Origin of the sequence: Lentisphaera marina, assembly GCF_028745505.1 — a bacterium.
GTDB classification, from domain to species: domain Bacteria; phylum Verrucomicrobiota; class Lentisphaeria; order Lentisphaerales; family Lentisphaeraceae; genus Lentisphaera; species Lentisphaera marina.
In genome coordinates this window covers 2,106,772-2,124,234 of the sequence record NZ_JAQZZL010000001.1, presented here as the reverse complement: position 1 = coordinate 2,124,234, position 17,463 = coordinate 2,106,772, and the positions used below count along the sequence as shown (strand labels likewise).

Genomic DNA, 17,463 nt, shown 5'->3' with positions numbered 1-17,463 from the left:
GACCGCTACGCTGAAAGACCGCTACGCTGAAAGACCGCTACGCTCAAGGTTTGTCGTCCACGCTTTAGCGTGCGGAATAAAACTGCGTCTCATTCCCATGCGGAAACCGCTAATCATACTCAGAATGCCGATTTAAATTCAAGATTGAGGATTATTAATTCTCCAAGGCAGCGATCTTTAAATAATGCCTTGCGCCTCAGGTAAATATCTATACATAAATTGTACCCCATAAAATTTAAAAATTTAAGTCCTTTTTGTCACATTTAATGAACTCAAGATAATTGTAGGAAAAATATGAATAAAATAGGAATTACACATGAAGACAAATATCAATCGTCGTCATTTTTTACGAGGTGCGGGTGCTATGATCACTTTGCCAGCCCTGGAGTCAATTGCTTACGATAGCTCACCTTCTAGCCGTATTAAAAAGCCAGGTACGCCCCCTAAACGTCTACTTTTTATGAGTATCGGTTTTGGTGTGACTAATAAAACATGGTTTCCCAATATTAGTGACACGGGTTCCGATTATAAATTATCTAAGGGACTCAAACCGCTAGAACGTCATAAGAAAGAAATGGCAATTATACAGGGTTGTCAGCATCAGTTTTCTAATGAAGCACATTGGGGCAGTACTTTCTGGCTAACAGGTGCTAATCGTTATGCGGTACCAGGGCAAAAATTTAATAATACGATATCTGCGGACCAGGTGGCGGCTCGTCAATTTGGGCAGGAGACGCGCTTTTCATCAATCCAGATAGATAGTAAACGCGCTAATAATGAAGGACATGGTCCAGGTCTTTCCTTAGCATGGGATGAGCAGGGGAAGCCCGTGGCGGGCTTGGATAGTGCCGATAAACTTTTTCATGCGCTCTTTTCAGATGATACTTTGCCTTTACCCGAAAGACAGAAAGCTATAGCCAAGAAACGCAGTGTTCTCGATGCCGTACTGACGGATGCAAAGCGCGTACAGCGCGGGCTCAGTAAAGGCGATACAGATAAATTGGACGAGTACTTCCAGGGGATTCGCGATATTGAAACTCGTCTCGCCAAAGATGAGAAGTGGCTCGATGTCCCAAAAACAGCAGCGCCACTCACGGAGCCTAAGGTTGGTCTAGAGGGTGTAGATGAAATCAAAGTCATGTACGACCTCATGGTGGCCGCTATTCAAACCGATAATACGCGTGTGCTGACTTATCGTCTCCCAGGACAAGCTTTATTAAACAGCCTTGGCTATGAAATAAGTTCTCACAATGTGAGTCATTACTCTCCAGGTGATCGTGAGGAAGCCTCTCAACAGCGCGACTTGGCGCATTCTAAGCTTCTCGCTGGCCTTATGGATAAACTTAAAGCAGTGAAAGAACCCGATGGATCAAGTCTTTTTGATCACACCTTATTAGCTTTTGGTTCTAATATCCGTTCAATTCACCATTTGGATAACTGCCCGACATTAATTGCCGGCGGCAATAAAAATCTCAAACTCGGTCAGCATATTGCGGCTAAAAAAGATACTCCACTTAACAATGTATGGCTAAGCATGCTGCAGGCCTCTGGAGTGAAGGTCAATAGTCACGGCGATAGTAGCGGAACGATTAAGGAGCTCATGGCATGAAAAAATTAAGTACGGCACTTTCCTGCTTATTTATTGGTTTAAGTACGCAGGCTGCACCACCTCAAGCTATTTTAGCCGAGAAAAACTTCGATTTCCTTGCCAATTACTGCCTCAATTGCCACGATGAAGAAAAGCAGGAAGGTAAAATCAATCTCGAAGACCTGGATTTTAATATCAAGACCATTGAGCAAGCTGAGACCTGGCAAAAAGTCCTCAATGTTATGAACTCTGGGGAAATGCCACCAGAAGATAAAAAGCAGCCTAAAAATGACGAAAAGGCTGAGTTCCTGGATGAACTTGCACTCACTATGGTTAAAGCTCGTGAAGTACTTTCTGATTCAGGTGGAAAAATCACCATGCGTCGCCTCAATCGTCGTGAATATCAGAACACGATGCAGGAGCTCCTAGGAGTAACTGTGGATGTAAAAGGCCTCCCAGAGGATGGTGGCGGAGGTGATTATGATACTTCGGGCTCCACTCAGTTCCTATCAAGTGATCAATTTGAGCAGTACTTAAAATTGGGTAAAGCAGCCGTTTTAGAGGCCTTTAAACTTCGTGAGAATAAGGTCTTTACAAGTCCCATGGTCTTTCGTGTTGAGCCTGAGGAAACGGTAAATCCCTTCTTATATAATGAGATAGAGGAAATGGATGATATTTACCTCAACTATAAAGCCTGGATAGCAGAAGTAGATAAAGTTGCCGCTTTACCTGAAAACAAAAAAATATTAGAGGAACTAAAAAAAGAAGACCCCAAGCTCGTTCCCGGTAACATAGAGTTTTATCGACAAGCAATCAAGCTTGTAGGAATGCCAGACCCCAATAAGTATGGCTTCCGCGATCACAGGCGAGCTACTTTTGGCAACGTCGTAAAAAATAGATCCTATACTTACTTTAAACACTATCTGGATTTACCTCATAATGATCGAGGAACCTACTTGAAGAATGTATGGGGAACGAATCGCATTTTGATTAAGCCACCGGAAGGAACTCTTAGACCGGGTAAGTATAAAGTGCGTATCAAAGCTGGTGTCGTTGAAGGATCGGAAGACTTCCGCCATTTTATTCAACTGGGCCACCCACAGAGAACGAACCATTTGCGTTCGGGTCTTACTGACGTTATTAGTACTCACCATGTTTCAGGTAGTATAGAGAAGCCCAATCTCATTGAAACAGAAATTAATATTTCAAGCAGCACGTCTCATGAATTTGCTATTCAGGAGCGTCAGCCAAGTAAGCCTGCGGCTCTAAGAAAATTTTATGAGGCAAGTAAGAAAAACAATGGTTATGGCATACCTGCTTCAATCTGGGTTGACTGGATTGAAATAGAAGGACCCATTGCTCAAAAAGAAACAACTCTGGATAAAACTTTAAAATCGCATCCTGTTATTTCCTCTACAAATAGTCATACGGCTATGACTGAATTTAAGCATGTTCGCAAGTTTTTGACTGCATTTGCGAAGGCCGCAATGCGCGGTCGTGAGCCCTCGAAAAAATACATCGATCAGCTCATGGAAATTTATGATGATGAAAGAAGAAATAAGGAACAATTGCGCGTAAATTGGAGGAAGCTAAAGCCTTCACTAGCTGAGCCTATGAGTATCATTTTGGCTTCACCAGGTTTTATCTACCTCAATGAACCAGGACAGGATGAGTCACGTCGTGCTTTAAATGATCGCGAATTGGCCGTGCGTTTATCCTACTTCCTTTGGAGTAGCCCACCGGATGAAGAATTGCTAAAACTCGTTGAAGAGAAAAAATTGCGTGACCCGCAAATTTTAGCCCAGCAGGTAGATCGCCTTATTGCCGACCCTCGTGCCGATAAATTTGTTGCTGGCTTAGTGCACCAATGGCTCGATATGAAGCGCCTTGACTTCTTCCAGTTCAATGTCGCCCTACACAGGGATTTTGACGACAGTACCCGTGCTGCCGCTCGTCAGGAAGTTTACGAGTCTTTCGCTCATCTGCTCAGAGGTAAGGAAGGTGGTAAGCTCGCTAATTTAATCAAAAGTGACTATGTCATGATCAATGGTCTGCTTGGTACTTATTATGGTTTAGAAGGTGTAGAAGGCGACGAATTCCGCAAAGTCAAACTACCTAGCAATTCACCTCGTGGTGGCCTATTGGGTACAGCTGCTATCAGTGCCATGGGCAGTGATGGTCTGGAATCCAGCCCGGTTGAACGTGGAGCCTGGGTTCTGCGCCACCTTCTTCATCAGCCACCACCGCCGGCACCGGCCAATGTTCCGCAGATTTCACGTTTGGCAGATAAGCCTCTTACTACACGTGAGCGTTTGATTGCTCACCAGGAGGAGCCTCAATGTGCGAGCTGTCACCGTAAGATTGACCCCATTGGCTTTGGCATGGAGAACTTCAGTGCCTCGGGTAAGTGGCGCACAGAAGAACATTTCCACGCTAAAGGGCAAAAAGCGATGACCTGGGAAATCGACCCTTCCGGTAAATTCCACAAGGGTCCTAAGTTTGCTGATTTCCTTGAGATGCGTGACCGCATCCACGATAGAAAGGCAGATTTTGCTCGCAACTTCACTGAAGCAATCATTGGTTACGGCTTAGGCAGATCCTATGCCTTTACGGACCAGGAGCTAGCTGACAGAATTATCGCCTCAGCAGAGAAGAAAAACTATCAGGTTTCTGACTTCATTCATAGCCTGGTGAAAAGTAAAGAGTTTCAAAGTAAATAAGTACTGCCGTACTGCCATACGGGCGGATTTTACTTGTCTGCTCGTGGAAAGGGCGGCTAGTTCACTAGCTGGTCGCTTATGTCAATTAAAAAAAGGAAATCAACATGTCTAAGTTATTTTTATTACTCTGTTTTATCTGCGGTGGGGCTCTTCAGGCGGAAAATCTATTTGCCGATTTTGATGTCAAAAAAGACTGGAAAATAAAGAAAACTAATGAGTACGAGAAAATTAAACCCACTTACAAAAAGGGGGCAATTGGCTTTGTTACTAAACACAGTTCAGAAAGCTATTATTTTAGGATTTCTACCGAAAAAGAGTTGCAGCAAGGGCAGACTTATGACTTCTCCTTTAACGCACAGGCTAAAGGAGAAGGTACTATCTATGTGGGATATGCAGCTCGTCCCCCTAAGGGTAAAATTCAACCCTTAGGCTTAAGAGCGAGCTTTAGTGCAGCTCCGCAATGGAAAACCTATAAGTGTACCTTCACAGTTGTCGAGAAAAAAGAATCAAATGCCGTAGCGAGTTTCATTGTTTCTATGGGGGAATTTAAGGGCCAGTTCAACTTAAAAGATCTCAAATTAGTTAAGTCTGATCACACAGGGAAGATCTCCAAAAAGGGTATGATTACAGAAGTTAATTAAATTTCTTGATCTATTCAAAATTCTATAAATTAAACCCAATGATAAACAAATGAATTTTAAGTGTTTTTTAATTTTTAGCGCTCTGTGCATGAGTAGTCTTCAGGCCGAAAATCTCTTTGAGGGTTTCGATCCCAAAACGGGCTGGCGTATCAAAAAGAATGATAAAATATACCCAAATATTAAGCCTGTATATGAAGGTGACCGAATGACTTTGTTCACGAGTAAGACTTCAGCTGCTGGTTCTTTGAAACTCATGACAGATAAAGAATTGCAGCAGGGCGAAACTTATGATTTCTATTTTTCAGTAAGAGCTAATGGCACGGGAAAAGTAGTCGTCAATTATGCCTCAAAGCCAATCTTAGCTAAAAAACTAAAAACTCAGAGTCTTGGTTTGAGAGTTAGCTTTGACGGGGATCCTGCAAAAAAAACTTATAAATGTACTTTCACGGTTTCGGAGAAAAAAGATCCTGCAATGCTTGGGAATTTTGTCATAGGCTTAGGGGAGTTTAAAGGTAAAATCAATTTACACTCACTTAAACTGATAAAATCGAATGGATCACAGGATGTCACCAAATATGGTTTGATTGAAGATGTGGTAAAAGGAAAAGTTAGCTCAGTCACTCCTACAAAAAAGAAAACCAAGCCATCAACTCCTGCCTCTGTAAAGAAAGAAGCTGAATCAGTCCCAGATCCTGTGAAGCAAGAAAATAATTCAGCCCCTAAATCTTTTAAAAAATCTAATAATATTATTGAGATTTAGCGCGATTATAAAAACCAATAGAATGGATAATACTATGAATAGAGCACTAGCTTTGAGCCTTTTATTTTTTATGCCTGTGATTATTCAGGCCAATAACATTTCGTCGATTGATGGAGATAATAATTCAGCTAGCTTGTGGCAGTGGGATGAATCTCATCTGCATTCCGGTTTTAAACCTGGAGATAAGGTTTTAAGTCACCTCGGGACTTTTTCTGATAAAACGGACTTAAACTTTAAAGCGATCAAACTCAATGAAAATCCAAAAAAGAATGTCGAGAAATTAAAGAAATTGAAAGAGCGCCTAAAGGATCTTCGCGAAAGTATAGAGAAGGATAAAAAAAGTCTTAAAAGTCAGGAAGAGAGTAAGCTCAAGCAGGAAAAGACTCAGAAATTGAAAAAAATACTGAAGTATGAATCCAAGCATTTTAAGAATCGACACTTTTCTATGTCCTACTGGAATCCGCCACAAGGGCTTGATTACAGTATGAAAATTATCAAAGCTCCAGAAGATCACCATTGGAAGATTTTAAACATCGATCCCACTAAAAAATAAAAACTTACATCAATTTTGTCATCTCTTGAAATTTCGCAACAATTGTAGTTAAATGGATTATGATTAGAGGTGAATTGGCGATGAATAAGAAGTTTACTTTAATAGAAATATTAGTTGTTGTGACGGTTATAGGAATACTGGTTTCTTTATTAGCCCCTTCATTGGCGAGTGCACGAGACAAAAGTCGAGCAGCCCTTTGTAAAAGCAACCTAAGACAAATAGGCAATGCCCAGTATTTTTATGCCGATGATAATGAAGGCAACCTCACCCTAAATGCAGGAGGTGATTGGTGGCCCGAAGCCATGTATAATCATGAATACTTACCCATAAACGAAGATGTCATGACCTGTCCGAGTTTTCCTTATCCAGGTGACTGGCTAAACGATTGGAATCATAACAAATATCAAATGACTTATGGTGGTTCCATGGACAGGAAATGGGACCCACGTGAAGGAGTTACTTTTATTCAGGACGATGGAATCAAAGGTATTTACATTAAGCCTAGTGAGGTGAATTCAAGCAGTGATTTTTACCTTTTTGCAGATTCTGTAAAAGTGGATAATAATGGCAGTAGCCCAACAAATGGCCAATTAGTGCAGCGCTTTACTTTTTACTGGGATGATCGAGATGGTGCCAACTGTAAAGGCATTCATATTCGTCATAATAACAAGGGCAATGTGTGGTTTGTTGATGGCCATGTGGAGGCTGCCGGAGTAGGGCGTTTAACAGAACTTGATCATGACGCTGTCACTCTAGAAGATGGTGTCACTGTAGTACCGCTTAATTAGCATAAAAAAAACTGAAGTTTTTTTGACTTTACAGTAAGATTCACTGATATGGGTACATTTACTATACAATAACTTAAATTTTATGAGGTGTTGAAATACCTTTGTCAATGAGTGTAGTTGCAAAAGTCGTCGAGCAATTCTTGGCGGTATTTAAATCAATTTCGAATCATTATTTATGATTGTCGTATCACATAAAATATTAAGGTCTTCATTCTAAGGATTGGTTGAAAGGCCTATCGCAACAAAAATTTAAGATTTAAAAGGTTTTTAGAAAAACAGAAATGAATTTATTTTTTAGTAAAAGAATTTTAGCACTGGGCATTTTATCCTTATTTAGCAATGGTTTATACGGACAAGCGAAAAGCGCCAAATTAGCCTTTCGCATTCCCGATGGTTTTGAACTAAGTATCTTTGCTGACAGCGAAAAAGTCAGTAATCCCGTTTCCATTGCGATAGATAGTCAAAATCGAATATATGTAGCAGAAGTTCAGCGTTTTCAGCGTGGAGTGGAGGATAGTCGCCAACACAATCTTTGGTTCCTGGATGAACTCAAAATTAATTCCCTCCAGGGGCGTCTGGATCTCTATGAGAAATGGACAAAAAATGGTCGCTTCAAGCCGGGCCATTTTACTGAGTTTTCCGATCTAATTACCATTCTTGAAGACAGAAGTGGTGATGGACAGGCCGATAGTAGTCGAACATATGCGGGAGGTTTTAACGAAGCCTTAGCCGGTAATGCCGGTAGTGTTCTCTTGGCCCCCAATGGTGAAATGTATTACGCCAATATTCCTCACATCTGGAAATTACAGGATTCCGATAATGATGGGATTCATGATAAAAAAGAAAAAATGATTACTGGCTTTGGCTTTCGCAATGGTGTAAACGGCCACGACCTGCACGGCCTTGAATGGGGTGTAGACGGGCGACTTTATTTCTCCAATGGAGATCGTGGCTACAGTGTAAAAACGCAAGAAGGGAAAATTCTTAAGAGTAGTGAGCGTGGGGCAATTTTCCGTTGTGAGCCCGACGGCAGTCACTTAGAGGAATTTACTATTGGTAACCGCAACCCACAGGATCTAGCTTTTGATCAATACGGCAATTTATTCACCGTAGATAACAATCGTGGTCGAGGAGATCAATCCCGCGTTTGTTACTTGCTTGAATTAGGTGATTATGGCTGGAACTCCGGTCACGAAAACAAGACGACTTTTTTCCGAGCTACAAAACTCAATGAACGCAAAGGTTCGAAGCCACTGGATTCCTGGGCATTAGAAGGGGACTGGGATGTAGAGCATGAAGGGCAGGCAGCTTATGTGATTCCTTCCGCTTTCTTTATCCCCGGTGGTTCAGCTGGAATTACCTTTAACCCGGGGGAATCGATGGGGACTAAGCTTGATAACAAATTCCTTTATAGTGCCTATCAAAATGGTATTTATGCTTTTGATTTTGAACCTGATGGAGCAGGATTAAAGAAAAAATCCAATGAACAATTTTGGGGCGGAGGTCTGATTATGGATACCGAATTCGATACTGATGGTCGACTTTTTGTTGCCGACTATGTCAACACTTCTAATCCCAGAGATGGCAGTAGAAAAGGGGCCATCTACTTGTTGAAAAATGCTGAAGCCATGAAGAAAGCATCTGTAGTCAGTGCTAGTAAGATCTTGCGTAAGGGTTTTTCTTCCAGTTCATCTCAGGAACTCTATCAGAACTTGTTTCACAGAGATATGCGTGTCCGCCTTTTTTCACAATTTGAACTAGCTAAGCGACAAGATGCTAAAGCCTTTGTAAAAGGCCTTCAGCAAACAGAAAATGAACTGGCTCGACTCCATAGTGTTTGGGGGCTTGGACAACTTTCCCGCAAAGATAAGAGTTTTAATAAACAACTCCTAAAGTTTTGCGATGATCGCAATTGGCGAGTGCGTGCGCAAATCGCAAAAGTGCTGGGTGAGTCGAAAGATAGCGAGGTGGAGCAGGCCCTCATGACTCTACTCAAAGATAAAAATGCACGCGTTCAATTTTATGCTGCTACGGCTTTGGGAAAAGTTGCGAAGAACGCAAATGCGATTCAGGCACTTATATCCCTGGCCAAAGAAAATAAAGATGTGTACCTGCGTCATTCCATAGTCGCGGGTTTAGTCTACTCATCTTCTGCAGATTTAATTGCCCAGTACATTGCTGATGCTTCACCAGCAGTTCGCTGCGTCGTTCTCCTGGCATTATCAAGACTTGGAGATGAGCGCGTCATCAAGTTCTTAGAGGATGCGGATGATAGTCTATTCAAAGAGGCGGTAATCGCCATTGACCGCATGGATAATCACCAACTCGCCATGTTGAAAGCTCCTCAAGCTCTGCAACGATTCACTGCTGGTGAATCAACCATCGGCGACACCCTTATAGAACGTGTATTGCAGTGGAATTACCGTCGTGGTGATGCTAATGCCGCAGATAGTGTGAGGAAAATCGTCTATAATACCGACTTATCTGATCACATTCGTCAGGTGGCATTACAGGACCTCATACGCTGGCAGGAAAAAGCCCCCATGGATCCGATTATAGGACAAATTCGCCCAGTTAATTCCAAGCGCGTGGATTGCTCTTCACAAATCAAGGCGATTGTAACTGATCTTATCAATGGTGAAAAATCCAAGTCTATGAAAGCTACCTTTACGGGGCTCTCCATCGAATACGGTTTAGCGAAAGATAAAAATCTTTTGGCCGCTCAGGTGATGGACCCAAATGGTGATCCCAGTGAACGTATAAACCTCTATAAAAAATTGATTGCCAGTGATGATGCCTCAGTAGCAACAATCACTGAAACTCTTCTCGATGACAAAGATTTTTCCTTGCGCAAAGAAGCACTACTTCATTTATCGAAAATGGATATGCAGATGTTTAATGACCGCTTATATACTCTTTTTGAAGAACAAAAAGATTTACAATTATTGTACCGTATTCTTAGTATAAATCCCTATGAGGGATCTCATAAAATATTGGTTCAGGCTGTGCGTTCAGCCATAGCGGGAAACTACGATAAAGCCAGTTTATTGGAGCTTATGGAAGCCTGTGAAAAGAGTAAACACAAAGGAGTAAAAAGTCTTTTCGTCCAGTTTAAAAAACTGCTAAAGAAAGATAATCCCCTACACGAATACACCGCAACACTCTATGGCGGTGATCCCGTCAATGGTAGAAAGATGGTCTACAATGAAGGCCTGGGTCAGTGTATCATCTGCCACAAGATAGAAGATAAAGGTGGGGTGGTTGCACCGGACTTAAGTTTCGTCGCCAGTCTTGAGCGCAGTACACCGGAGTATTTACTTGAATCTATTGTAGCTCCAAGTAATTACGTTGTACCTGGCTATGGCAATGTGACTGTTAAAATGAAAAATGATGACTCGCTAGTGGCTTCTTTAGTGTCAAAGAATGAGCAAAGTCTTGTGCTTAAAATGGCCGATGGTCAAAATAAGACTTACAACATGGCCGATGTTGAATCTGTTACTAATCCACTATCATCGATGCCACCACTTGGAGCGGTCTTAAATAAGCGTGATTTGCGCGATATTATAGCATACTTAAATACACTCAAAAAGAAGGAACACTAAAATGCCATGCTTAAGGGCTAATGCATTTATAATTATTTCCTTGTGCTTTGTTTTTTCTGCTTATGCTAAGCGGGAAAAACCCAATGTCATAGTCATTCTTACTGACGATCAGGGCTGGGGTGATTTAAGTATGAATGGCAATTTAGATATGGCGACTCCTCATATTGATTCGATAGCTAAAAATGGTGCGAATTTCAAATACTTTTATGTCCAATCAGTTTGTTCGCCCACACGGGCTGAATTTCTAACTGGACGCTACCACCAAAGAGCTTCAGTTTATTCAACCAGTGAAGGTGGTGAACGTCTTGATTCGGACGAAATAACGATAGCTGATATGTTTAGAGCCTCAGGTTATAAAACAGCCGCCTTTGGAAAATGGCACAATGGTATGCAGTATCCTTATCATCCCAACGCCAGGGGCTTTGATGAATTTTATGGCTTCTGTTCAGGTCATTGGGGCAATTATTACAGCCCCATGCTGGAACACAATAATCGCATAGTCAGGGGGGAAGGCTATATCATCGATGATTTCACCAACAAGGCTATGGACTTTATCGAGGACAATCAGAAAAAGCCCTTTTTTCTTTATTTACCATACGCTACGCCGCATTCACCTATGCAGGTTCCCAATCGTTGGTGGGATAAATATGAGAAAAAAGTCGATTTCAAAATGCCTGTAAAAGTCAATAATCATCTCAAAGCCGCCTTAGCCATGTGCGAAAATATTGATTATAATGTGGGGCGCCTATTAAAGAAATTGGACGACTTAAATTTGAGCGAAGACACGATCGTTCTTTATATGTCTGATAATGGTCCCAATGGAGATCGCTGGAATGGGGGAATGCGCGGTCGTAAAGGCAGTGTTTACGAAGGCGGACTTCGCTCTCCATTAGTGATTCAATGGCCTGGGAAAATCCAGCCTAAGCGAGAAGTGAAGCAAATTTCTGGAGTCATTGACTTAATGCCAACTTTAGCGGATTTATGTGGAGTGAAATTAATCAGTGAAAAAGCCTTGGATGGCCGCAGTATGAAGGCTGAATTGATGGGCAAGGGGCAAATGAATGAACGCTACCTCTATGCAAGTTGGGGGCCCAGGTCGAGTATTCGAAGCCAAAAATATCGCTATAACAAGGATGGGCAGCTCTACGACATTGAAAATGATCCAGGAGAAAAGGTGGACGTGAGTAAAAAGCATCCTTTGATTACTCAAAAAATGAAAAACAAGCTGCAGGAAATTAAAAGGGATGTTGTCAAAGAATTCAAGAAAAACAGACCCTTTGTCATCACTCATCCTGATTCGCTCTTTAGTCAACTTCCAGCTCGCGATGCCAAGGCAATGGGAGCACTCAAAAGATCCAGTAAGCACCCCAATTGTAGCTTCTGGCATAATTGGAAATCCATGGATGATTATGTTTACTGGGATGCAGAAGTCGAGGCAGAGGGCGAATACGAAGCCGTGGTATACTACAGCTGTAAAAAAGGTGATCAGGGTTCAGTATTGGAATTATCATTTGCAGGGGAAAGCATTGAGGCGAAAGTTGTTGATGCCCATGATCCACCCTTGAAAGGAATGAATAAAGACCATGACCCAAGAAAAGGTTCCTACGTGAAGGATTTTAAGCCTTTAAATATGGGAATCATAAATCTTAAAAAAGGCAAAGGACTTTTGAAGCTAAAAGCCCTTAAAAAGCCTGGCGAAGGCTTAATTGACTTTCGTCTATTAACTTTACAAAGAATAGAAAAATAGAGTCAAAAATAGGAGATACATTATGAGTCATTCAAATATTAATCGTCGTCATTTTATAGCAGGTTCCGCATTGGCCGCCTTGGCAAGTTCATGTAAAAACTTTTCATCAAAACCAGAGCTCAAAATCTCTTTAGCTCAATACTCACTTCACCGTGGCTTTTTTGGTCGCCCGGGTTACAAGAAGCTTGATTCTTTGGACTTCCCCAAAATTACTCGCAGTCTCGATATTGCAGCCTGTGAATATGTAGGGGCTTTTTTCCCAGGTAGAAAGCCAGATATTAAATTTTCCAAAGAGATGAACAAGCGTTCACAGGATTTTGGAATTGAAAATTTACTCATTATGGTTGATGGCAACGGTAATCTTGGTGACCCGTTAAGTAAAAATCGTGATCAGGCCGTGGCTAATCATCGCAAGTGGCTGGAGGCTGCCGCGGAATTGAATTGTCACAGTATTCGCGTTAACGCCCGCAGTAAGGGCTCAGTGGATGAACAGCGTAAGTTGCTAGCAGACGGGATGTCAAAACTCTGTGCCGAAGCTAAAGAATTCAATATGAATGTACTTATAGAAAATCACGGTGGGGTTTCTTCCGATGGCGAGTTTATGGCTACCCTGATGAAAGAAGTCAACTTAGATAATTTTGGTACTTTACCGGATTTTGGTAACTTTTGGAATAGAGAGACAGAAACACTTTATGATCCCTACGCAGGTATTAAAGCTATGTTGCCTTACGCGAAAGCCGTCAGTGCTAAGACCTTTGATGTAGTGCCGGGAACAAAATACGTGATGAAACATCATCGTTTTGGTTTCGAAATCGATGTGGAACGCATGGTTAAACTCACGATTGAAAGTGGTTACCAAGGTTGGGTGGGCATTGAGTACGAGGGAGCAAATCCCAGTAAGAATGAAATCGAGGGCATCCAGATGAGCAAAAAGCTGCTTGAGGAGCTTTGGGCTAAACACTCATAATATCACTTTGTGTTTACAAGTGGCTTGTTGCTAAACTACTTGTGAATAAAGCTTAATTTAATAAGTCTAGAATCATAAAGAAAAGCAGAACTTAGCGGTGGTTTTGCCAGACTTATGAAGCAGGCCGTTTTTCCAGTTAGGGAACGCTGGGACTTTATTAATGATTCAATGACGTTCTAAATAAATATGAGAAGAGGCGACCAGCATGGTTTCAGGAATTCATTAATTAATTTCGAATTCTAATTGCAAGTGCACTCAGAAAAGACCAGATAATTATACATTGCAGTCGGTGTCGGAATAGGCACTCTCACGATCTCTTTTAGGTCTTTACATTCCACAATTTTGTGACATCGAAGCTGGTTCAAAACAATTACGATATTTTCCATTTTTACTAAAAAACAAGGTTGAAATTTACATTTATCAATAAATATTTATTGATAAACAATAAATATATACTGAGGATCATGTTTTTTGATCTTTTCTATGAAATGAAAAAGGAGTATAAATATGCTTAAAGATGCCCATGGCAATAAAGTTAAATTTTTCGGGAGAGTATTGGCTGTAATTTCTGGTCTATTTGTTCTGTCTGTACTTGTTGCCCCAATACTGTTTAGTTTGACGGACAGAGTCATGTCTGAAGCTTTAGAATCAATAAAAGAAGGTGAAAAATTATCGCAGGAAGTTAGTAAGTCTAGGCAGGAAAGACATGAAGAGATGTATGAATACTACCAAGAAAGAATTGTGGAATCTAAGGAGGATATTGAAAAGTCGAAAGTTGAGATCTTAAGGCACAAAGATCGTATCGAATTTTATAAAGATTTGATAATTAGTGATGGGAACCTTATCGAATCTTACAACAATATGGCAACTAATGCTCGAAAGAAGATTGAAGGATATGAGCTTCAAATTAAAAATCTTGAAAAAAAACTCGATGCAAGCGATCCAAAATCTAAAACATATAGGTTAATAAATTTATACAAAACGTTTTGCGAAGATATAAAAAAGACTGTAACCGGGTATGAAAAAACCATACTTAAATCAAAAGCAAAAATTAAAGACCATGAAAAGTATATAATTGGTATTGAGGATGATATAAAAGATTGTAAAGAATGGATTTCTCGTTATGAAAAAGATATCCTTGATAGTGAAAATTATTTGCGTGAAAATCCATTTAATAAACAATCTTCTGAACAGCAGTTAAGGGAAAGGAAACAGGAAAGAGAAAAGGAAATAGAGGACTTGGAAAAATTAGTAGGCTCCAGAGTTAAAATAATATACACACCGATGAATGTAGGTATACTGATATTTAATTCTTTGTCTATGATTTTATTCTTTATTATAGCAAAATCGTGGATGGCTAAGGATCCATTTAGCAAGAGTGTGATTTTCTCTTTCCGATTCTTGGGTATTTTATGGATAAGTCATTCCATATTTACTGGTATCTATTTTATGAAAGTAAGTTTAGATCCAAACAATTTAGAGCTTTTGACTAATCAGGTCAGTGCAGATTCACAGCTACTACCGAATTTTGGAAACATAGATAGTCTCATTGCCGGCATTCTCTTTCTGTGTCTCAGTTATATAATTGACCATGGATCTAAAATGCTCGAAGATACCTCACTCACTATTTAAATTATAAGGACTTACAGTTGCCTATCACAGTTAACTTAGATGTTATGTTAGCCAAAAGAAAAGTGCGCCTCAATGATTTATCAAAAGCGGTAGATGTTACCGCACAGAACCTTTCTGTGCTCAAAACAGGTAAAGCCAGAGCCATACGTTTCTCAACTCTAGAAGCCATTTGTGACTACCTAGACTGTCAACCAGGAGATATTTTAGAATATTTACCGGATGAAGAATCATAGCACCAGTTCGAAAAAAAGTCCGCAGTCCACGCTTCAGCGTGCGTGATAACACTTTAGTAATTACTTAATTATGCGGGGAACGCAGATTGTTGATCGGCAATTTATACGCGAACTCATTAGTATGCAATAAAAAATCATTATAAAAATGGAGGCAAAAAAATGAAAAAAAGATTAACCAAGATGCAATAAAAACGCACTTTAAAGTAGCAATAGCGTCAACTGTAGTTGCACTGGGAGACGGGTACCTTATGATTAGATAATTCGCCCATTTATAGTGCTTGCTGAAATGGTGCTTGTTGGCTGTGCCGTTGGGAAATGGATTATAGACATTAATATTAAAATGCATTATGATATCCAGAATGGAAACATAAGCATAGAAAAAGAAAAATAAACAATCCTTAAAAATGGGCTAGAACTGATATTTTCGCCTTCGGTTACAACGCAGTTCATCCCGATCGTTAGAGAGAAAAAATAAAAATGATAATACCATTATTTATACCCATGAATGCATATGAAGATGTCTTTGATAAAAAGCCATCTGATAAATCATCAGTATTCTATAAAAATTATTCAACCATTTCTCTTTTCATTATCATGCTGAAAGAAATGAAATCCACAACATTTAAAACTATTTTATCAGAATGTAGCGACACTAATATCGAATCGAAAATTCTAGAAATAGAAAAGGTAAAATCTGATAGCTATAAATTTAATAAGACAACTAAAGCAATAACAGATTTAGATTATGGTAGTATATCCAAACTCTATAAAAAATGGAATTCATACAATAACAAAGACAAACAAATCATTCTCAAATGTGCTATTTGGGACAAAACTATAAATGCGATGGATCTCTAACTATTTTATGAAAGTAAGTTTAGATCCAAACAATTTAGAGCGCTTGCAGAATCAGGCTCTGAGTGATATACAAGCTTTGCCTGATTTTGGAAATATGGATAGCCTCATTGCCGGGATTCTCTTTCTGTGTCTCAGTTATATAATTGACCATGGATCTAAAATGCTCGAAGATACCTCACTCACTATTTAAATTATAAGGACTTATATTTTGCCTATCGCAGTTAATCTGGATGTTATGTTAGCCAAAAGAAAAGTACGCCTAAATCTTGACTGAACTGGTGTATAGAAGGTGAATCATAAGCGGCATCCATTAGATCATATAAATTCGTAAAGCGTTCTTTACTCATCTGAGTTAATGGTATAGCGACTTGGCTATCATGGACCGATGCAGAGGTCAGTATAATTGAGGCAGGTATATCACCATCAATACAGTCAATGTGTAACTTGTAGCCTTTCCATGAGCTATTATAACCATTGCTGTTCCGTTTATTGCCTTTATTACAATGGTTTGGAAGTTCCGATATATTCTCTTCAAACGTTTGACCAAATTGACGTTCAACAACTGTTTTTTCCTTAGTGCGTATATCGCCCCTTTTTGGTCGTCCTCGCTTTCTAGTTATTTTTGTATCGCTTACATATTTATGAACTATTTTCTCTCGAGCTTCAATTGCGGTAGAGTCTCGACTGACATGACCAATGACTCGTTTTGAACAATTTGAGATAATCATCTTCTCGTGAATCTTTTGACAAAGCTCTGTGTTGGCGATATCTGCGAAGACACGTGAAAACTTACTTTCGTGAGGGATATTTTTCTTAAACTCCCATCCACACAAACGTCGGAGGGTCGGAGCTGATTCAAGATAGCTAATTAAACTACGAGTCGTATCCAGATTATAGACAGCTTTAGCAACGAAAGCTTTTAAGATATTTAAACGATCCTGTGACTTACGTCCAATTCTTTTCCATTCCAATTCGAACACAAACTGATCCAGTTCTGCAAGTGTGCAAACCTGAATGAATTCACGTTCTTTTTTATTCAATTCTTCTGTGAGTAGTTCTTCTAGCTGTGGAAATAAGTACGATTCGATGGTATTCCATAAGTTGAGTAGATTCATGTTTATCCTCTTTTTGTTGTGGTAACAATTGAGATAGCATGTTTCTACTTTTATTCAGCTTATTTCAAGACTTTTGCAAAAGGCTCATATATCTGTTTTTTACACAGCCTTTATAGATTTAAGCTTTTGAATGATAGATTTTATCTTATTTTGGGAGTTTTTCGCCTATCGTAAAGGACTTAAAGCTAGAAAAATTTTTTAAAGTTATTTATTTTAGTCATGTTTATGGATTTCACGACAATTATTAAGTATATTAGTA

General features: G+C 39.9%; 14 protein-coding genes. 13 read left to right on the top strand and 1 reads right to left on the bottom strand.

Annotated features, from left to right (window positions below; all coding sequences use genetic code 11):
- The first annotated feature begins 316 nt into the window (after positions 1-316).
- The 13 genes from PQO01_RS08715 (at position 317) to PQO01_RS08655 (ending at position 16,279) form a co-directional block, all read left to right on the top strand.
- Positions 317-1,609, top strand: coding sequence for a DUF1552 domain-containing protein (locus PQO01_RS08715; RefSeq protein ID WP_274313634.1), 1,293 nt, complete (start codon positions 317-319; stop codon positions 1,607-1,609).
- The gene (locus PQO01_RS08710) at positions 1,606-4,308 is read left to right on the top strand and encodes a DUF1592 domain-containing protein (RefSeq protein ID WP_274313633.1); all 2,703 of its coding nucleotides are present in this window, start codon (positions 1,606-1,608) and stop codon (positions 4,306-4,308) included. Before PQO01_RS08715 ends, PQO01_RS08710 begins: the two co-directional genes overlap by 4 nt.
- Before the next feature lie 104 nt (positions 4,309-4,412).
- Positions 4,413-4,949, top strand: coding sequence for a carbohydrate binding domain-containing protein (locus PQO01_RS08705; RefSeq protein ID WP_274313632.1), 537 nt, complete (start codon positions 4,413-4,415; stop codon positions 4,947-4,949).
- An 88-nt stretch (positions 4,950-5,037) separates the two neighbouring features.
- Complete coding sequence (locus tag PQO01_RS08700; RefSeq protein WP_274313631.1) at positions 5,038-5,709, top strand: hypothetical protein; 672 nt, start codon at positions 5,038-5,040, stop codon at positions 5,707-5,709.
- Between the two features lie 34 nt (positions 5,710-5,743).
- A complete protein-coding gene (locus PQO01_RS08695; protein WP_274313630.1) occupies positions 5,744-6,262 on the top strand; it encodes a hypothetical protein in 519 nt (172 codons plus the stop codon).
- Between the two features lie 80 nt (positions 6,263-6,342).
- Positions 6,343-7,050, top strand: a complete 708-nt coding sequence (locus PQO01_RS08690; RefSeq protein WP_274313629.1) for a prepilin-type N-terminal cleavage/methylation domain-containing protein — start codon at positions 6,343-6,345, stop codon at positions 7,048-7,050.
- Positions 7,051-7,331: 281 nt separating this feature from the next.
- On the top strand, positions 7,332-10,652 hold the full coding sequence (locus PQO01_RS08685) for a DUF7133 domain-containing protein (RefSeq protein ID WP_274313628.1): 3,321 nt from the start codon (positions 7,332-7,334) through the stop codon (positions 10,650-10,652).
- 1 nt (position 10,653) lies between these two features.
- Positions 10,654-12,399 (top strand): arylsulfatase, encoded by a 1,746-nt coding sequence (locus tag PQO01_RS08680; RefSeq protein ID WP_274313627.1) that lies wholly within the window; start codon positions 10,654-10,656, stop codon positions 12,397-12,399.
- A gap of 22 nt (positions 12,400-12,421) precedes the next feature.
- Positions 12,422-13,366, top strand: coding sequence for a sugar phosphate isomerase/epimerase family protein (locus PQO01_RS08675; protein WP_274313626.1), 945 nt, complete (start codon positions 12,422-12,424; stop codon positions 13,364-13,366).
- Positions 13,367-13,873: 507 nt separating this feature from the next.
- A complete protein-coding gene (locus tag PQO01_RS08670; protein WP_274313625.1) occupies positions 13,874-14,998 on the top strand; it encodes a coiled-coil domain-containing protein in 1,125 nt (374 codons plus the stop codon).
- A 17-nt stretch (positions 14,999-15,015) separates the two neighbouring features.
- Positions 15,016-15,231 carry a helix-turn-helix domain-containing protein gene (locus PQO01_RS08665; RefSeq protein ID WP_337994438.1) on the top strand — a complete coding sequence of 72 codons (216 nt, stop codon included), beginning with the start codon at positions 15,016-15,018 and terminating at the stop codon, positions 15,229-15,231.
- Between the two features lie 477 nt (positions 15,232-15,708).
- Positions 15,709-16,089, top strand: a complete 381-nt coding sequence (locus tag PQO01_RS08660; protein ID WP_274313624.1) for a hypothetical protein — start codon at positions 15,709-15,711, stop codon at positions 16,087-16,089.
- Between the two features lie 7 nt (positions 16,090-16,096).
- Positions 16,097-16,279 (top strand): hypothetical protein, encoded by a 183-nt coding sequence (locus tag PQO01_RS08655; protein ID WP_274313623.1) that lies wholly within the window; start codon positions 16,097-16,099, stop codon positions 16,277-16,279.
- A gap of 43 nt (positions 16,280-16,322) precedes the next feature.
- Here PQO01_RS08655 and PQO01_RS08650 read toward each other — a convergent pair whose 3' ends face one another.
- Positions 16,323-17,204 (bottom strand): transposase, encoded by an 882-nt coding sequence (locus PQO01_RS08650; RefSeq protein WP_274313622.1) that lies wholly within the window; start codon positions 17,202-17,204, stop codon positions 16,323-16,325.
- Between the last annotated feature and the right edge of the window lie 259 nt (positions 17,205-17,463).

What these genes read in the sequence shown, in the direction of transcription:
- PQO01_RS08715 (WP_274313634.1), top strand. Translation starts at nt 317, where the DNA reads ATGAAGACAAATATCAATCGTCGTCATTTTTTACGAGGTGCGGGTGCT.
- PQO01_RS08710 (WP_274313633.1), top strand. Translation starts at nt 1,606, where the DNA reads ATGAAAAAATTAAGTACGGCACTTTCCTGCTTATTTATTGGTTTAAGT.
- PQO01_RS08705 (WP_274313632.1), top strand. Translation starts at nt 4,413, where the DNA reads ATGTCTAAGTTATTTTTATTACTCTGTTTTATCTGCGGTGGGGCTCTT.
- PQO01_RS08700 (WP_274313631.1), top strand. Translation starts at nt 5,038, where the DNA reads ATGAGTAGTCTTCAGGCCGAAAATCTCTTTGAGGGTTTCGATCCCAAA.
- PQO01_RS08695 (WP_274313630.1), top strand. Translation starts at nt 5,744, where the DNA reads ATGAATAGAGCACTAGCTTTGAGCCTTTTATTTTTTATGCCTGTGATT.
- PQO01_RS08690 (WP_274313629.1), top strand. Translation starts at nt 6,343, where the DNA reads ATGAATAAGAAGTTTACTTTAATAGAAATATTAGTTGTTGTGACGGTT.
- PQO01_RS08685 (WP_274313628.1), top strand. Translation starts at nt 7,332, where the DNA reads ATGAATTTATTTTTTAGTAAAAGAATTTTAGCACTGGGCATTTTATCC.
- PQO01_RS08680 (WP_274313627.1), top strand. Translation starts at nt 10,654, where the DNA reads ATGCCATGCTTAAGGGCTAATGCATTTATAATTATTTCCTTGTGCTTT.
- PQO01_RS08675 (WP_274313626.1), top strand. Translation starts at nt 12,422, where the DNA reads ATGAGTCATTCAAATATTAATCGTCGTCATTTTATAGCAGGTTCCGCA.
- PQO01_RS08670 (WP_274313625.1), top strand. Translation starts at nt 13,874, where the DNA reads ATGCTTAAAGATGCCCATGGCAATAAAGTTAAATTTTTCGGGAGAGTA.
- PQO01_RS08660 (WP_274313624.1), top strand. Translation starts at nt 15,709, where the DNA reads ATGATAATACCATTATTTATACCCATGAATGCATATGAAGATGTCTTT.
- PQO01_RS08655 (WP_274313623.1), top strand. Translation starts at nt 16,097, where the DNA reads ATGAAAGTAAGTTTAGATCCAAACAATTTAGAGCGCTTGCAGAATCAG.
- PQO01_RS08650 (WP_274313622.1), bottom strand. Translation starts at nt 17,204, where the DNA reads ATGAATCTACTCAACTTATGGAATACCATCGAATCGTACTTATTTCCA.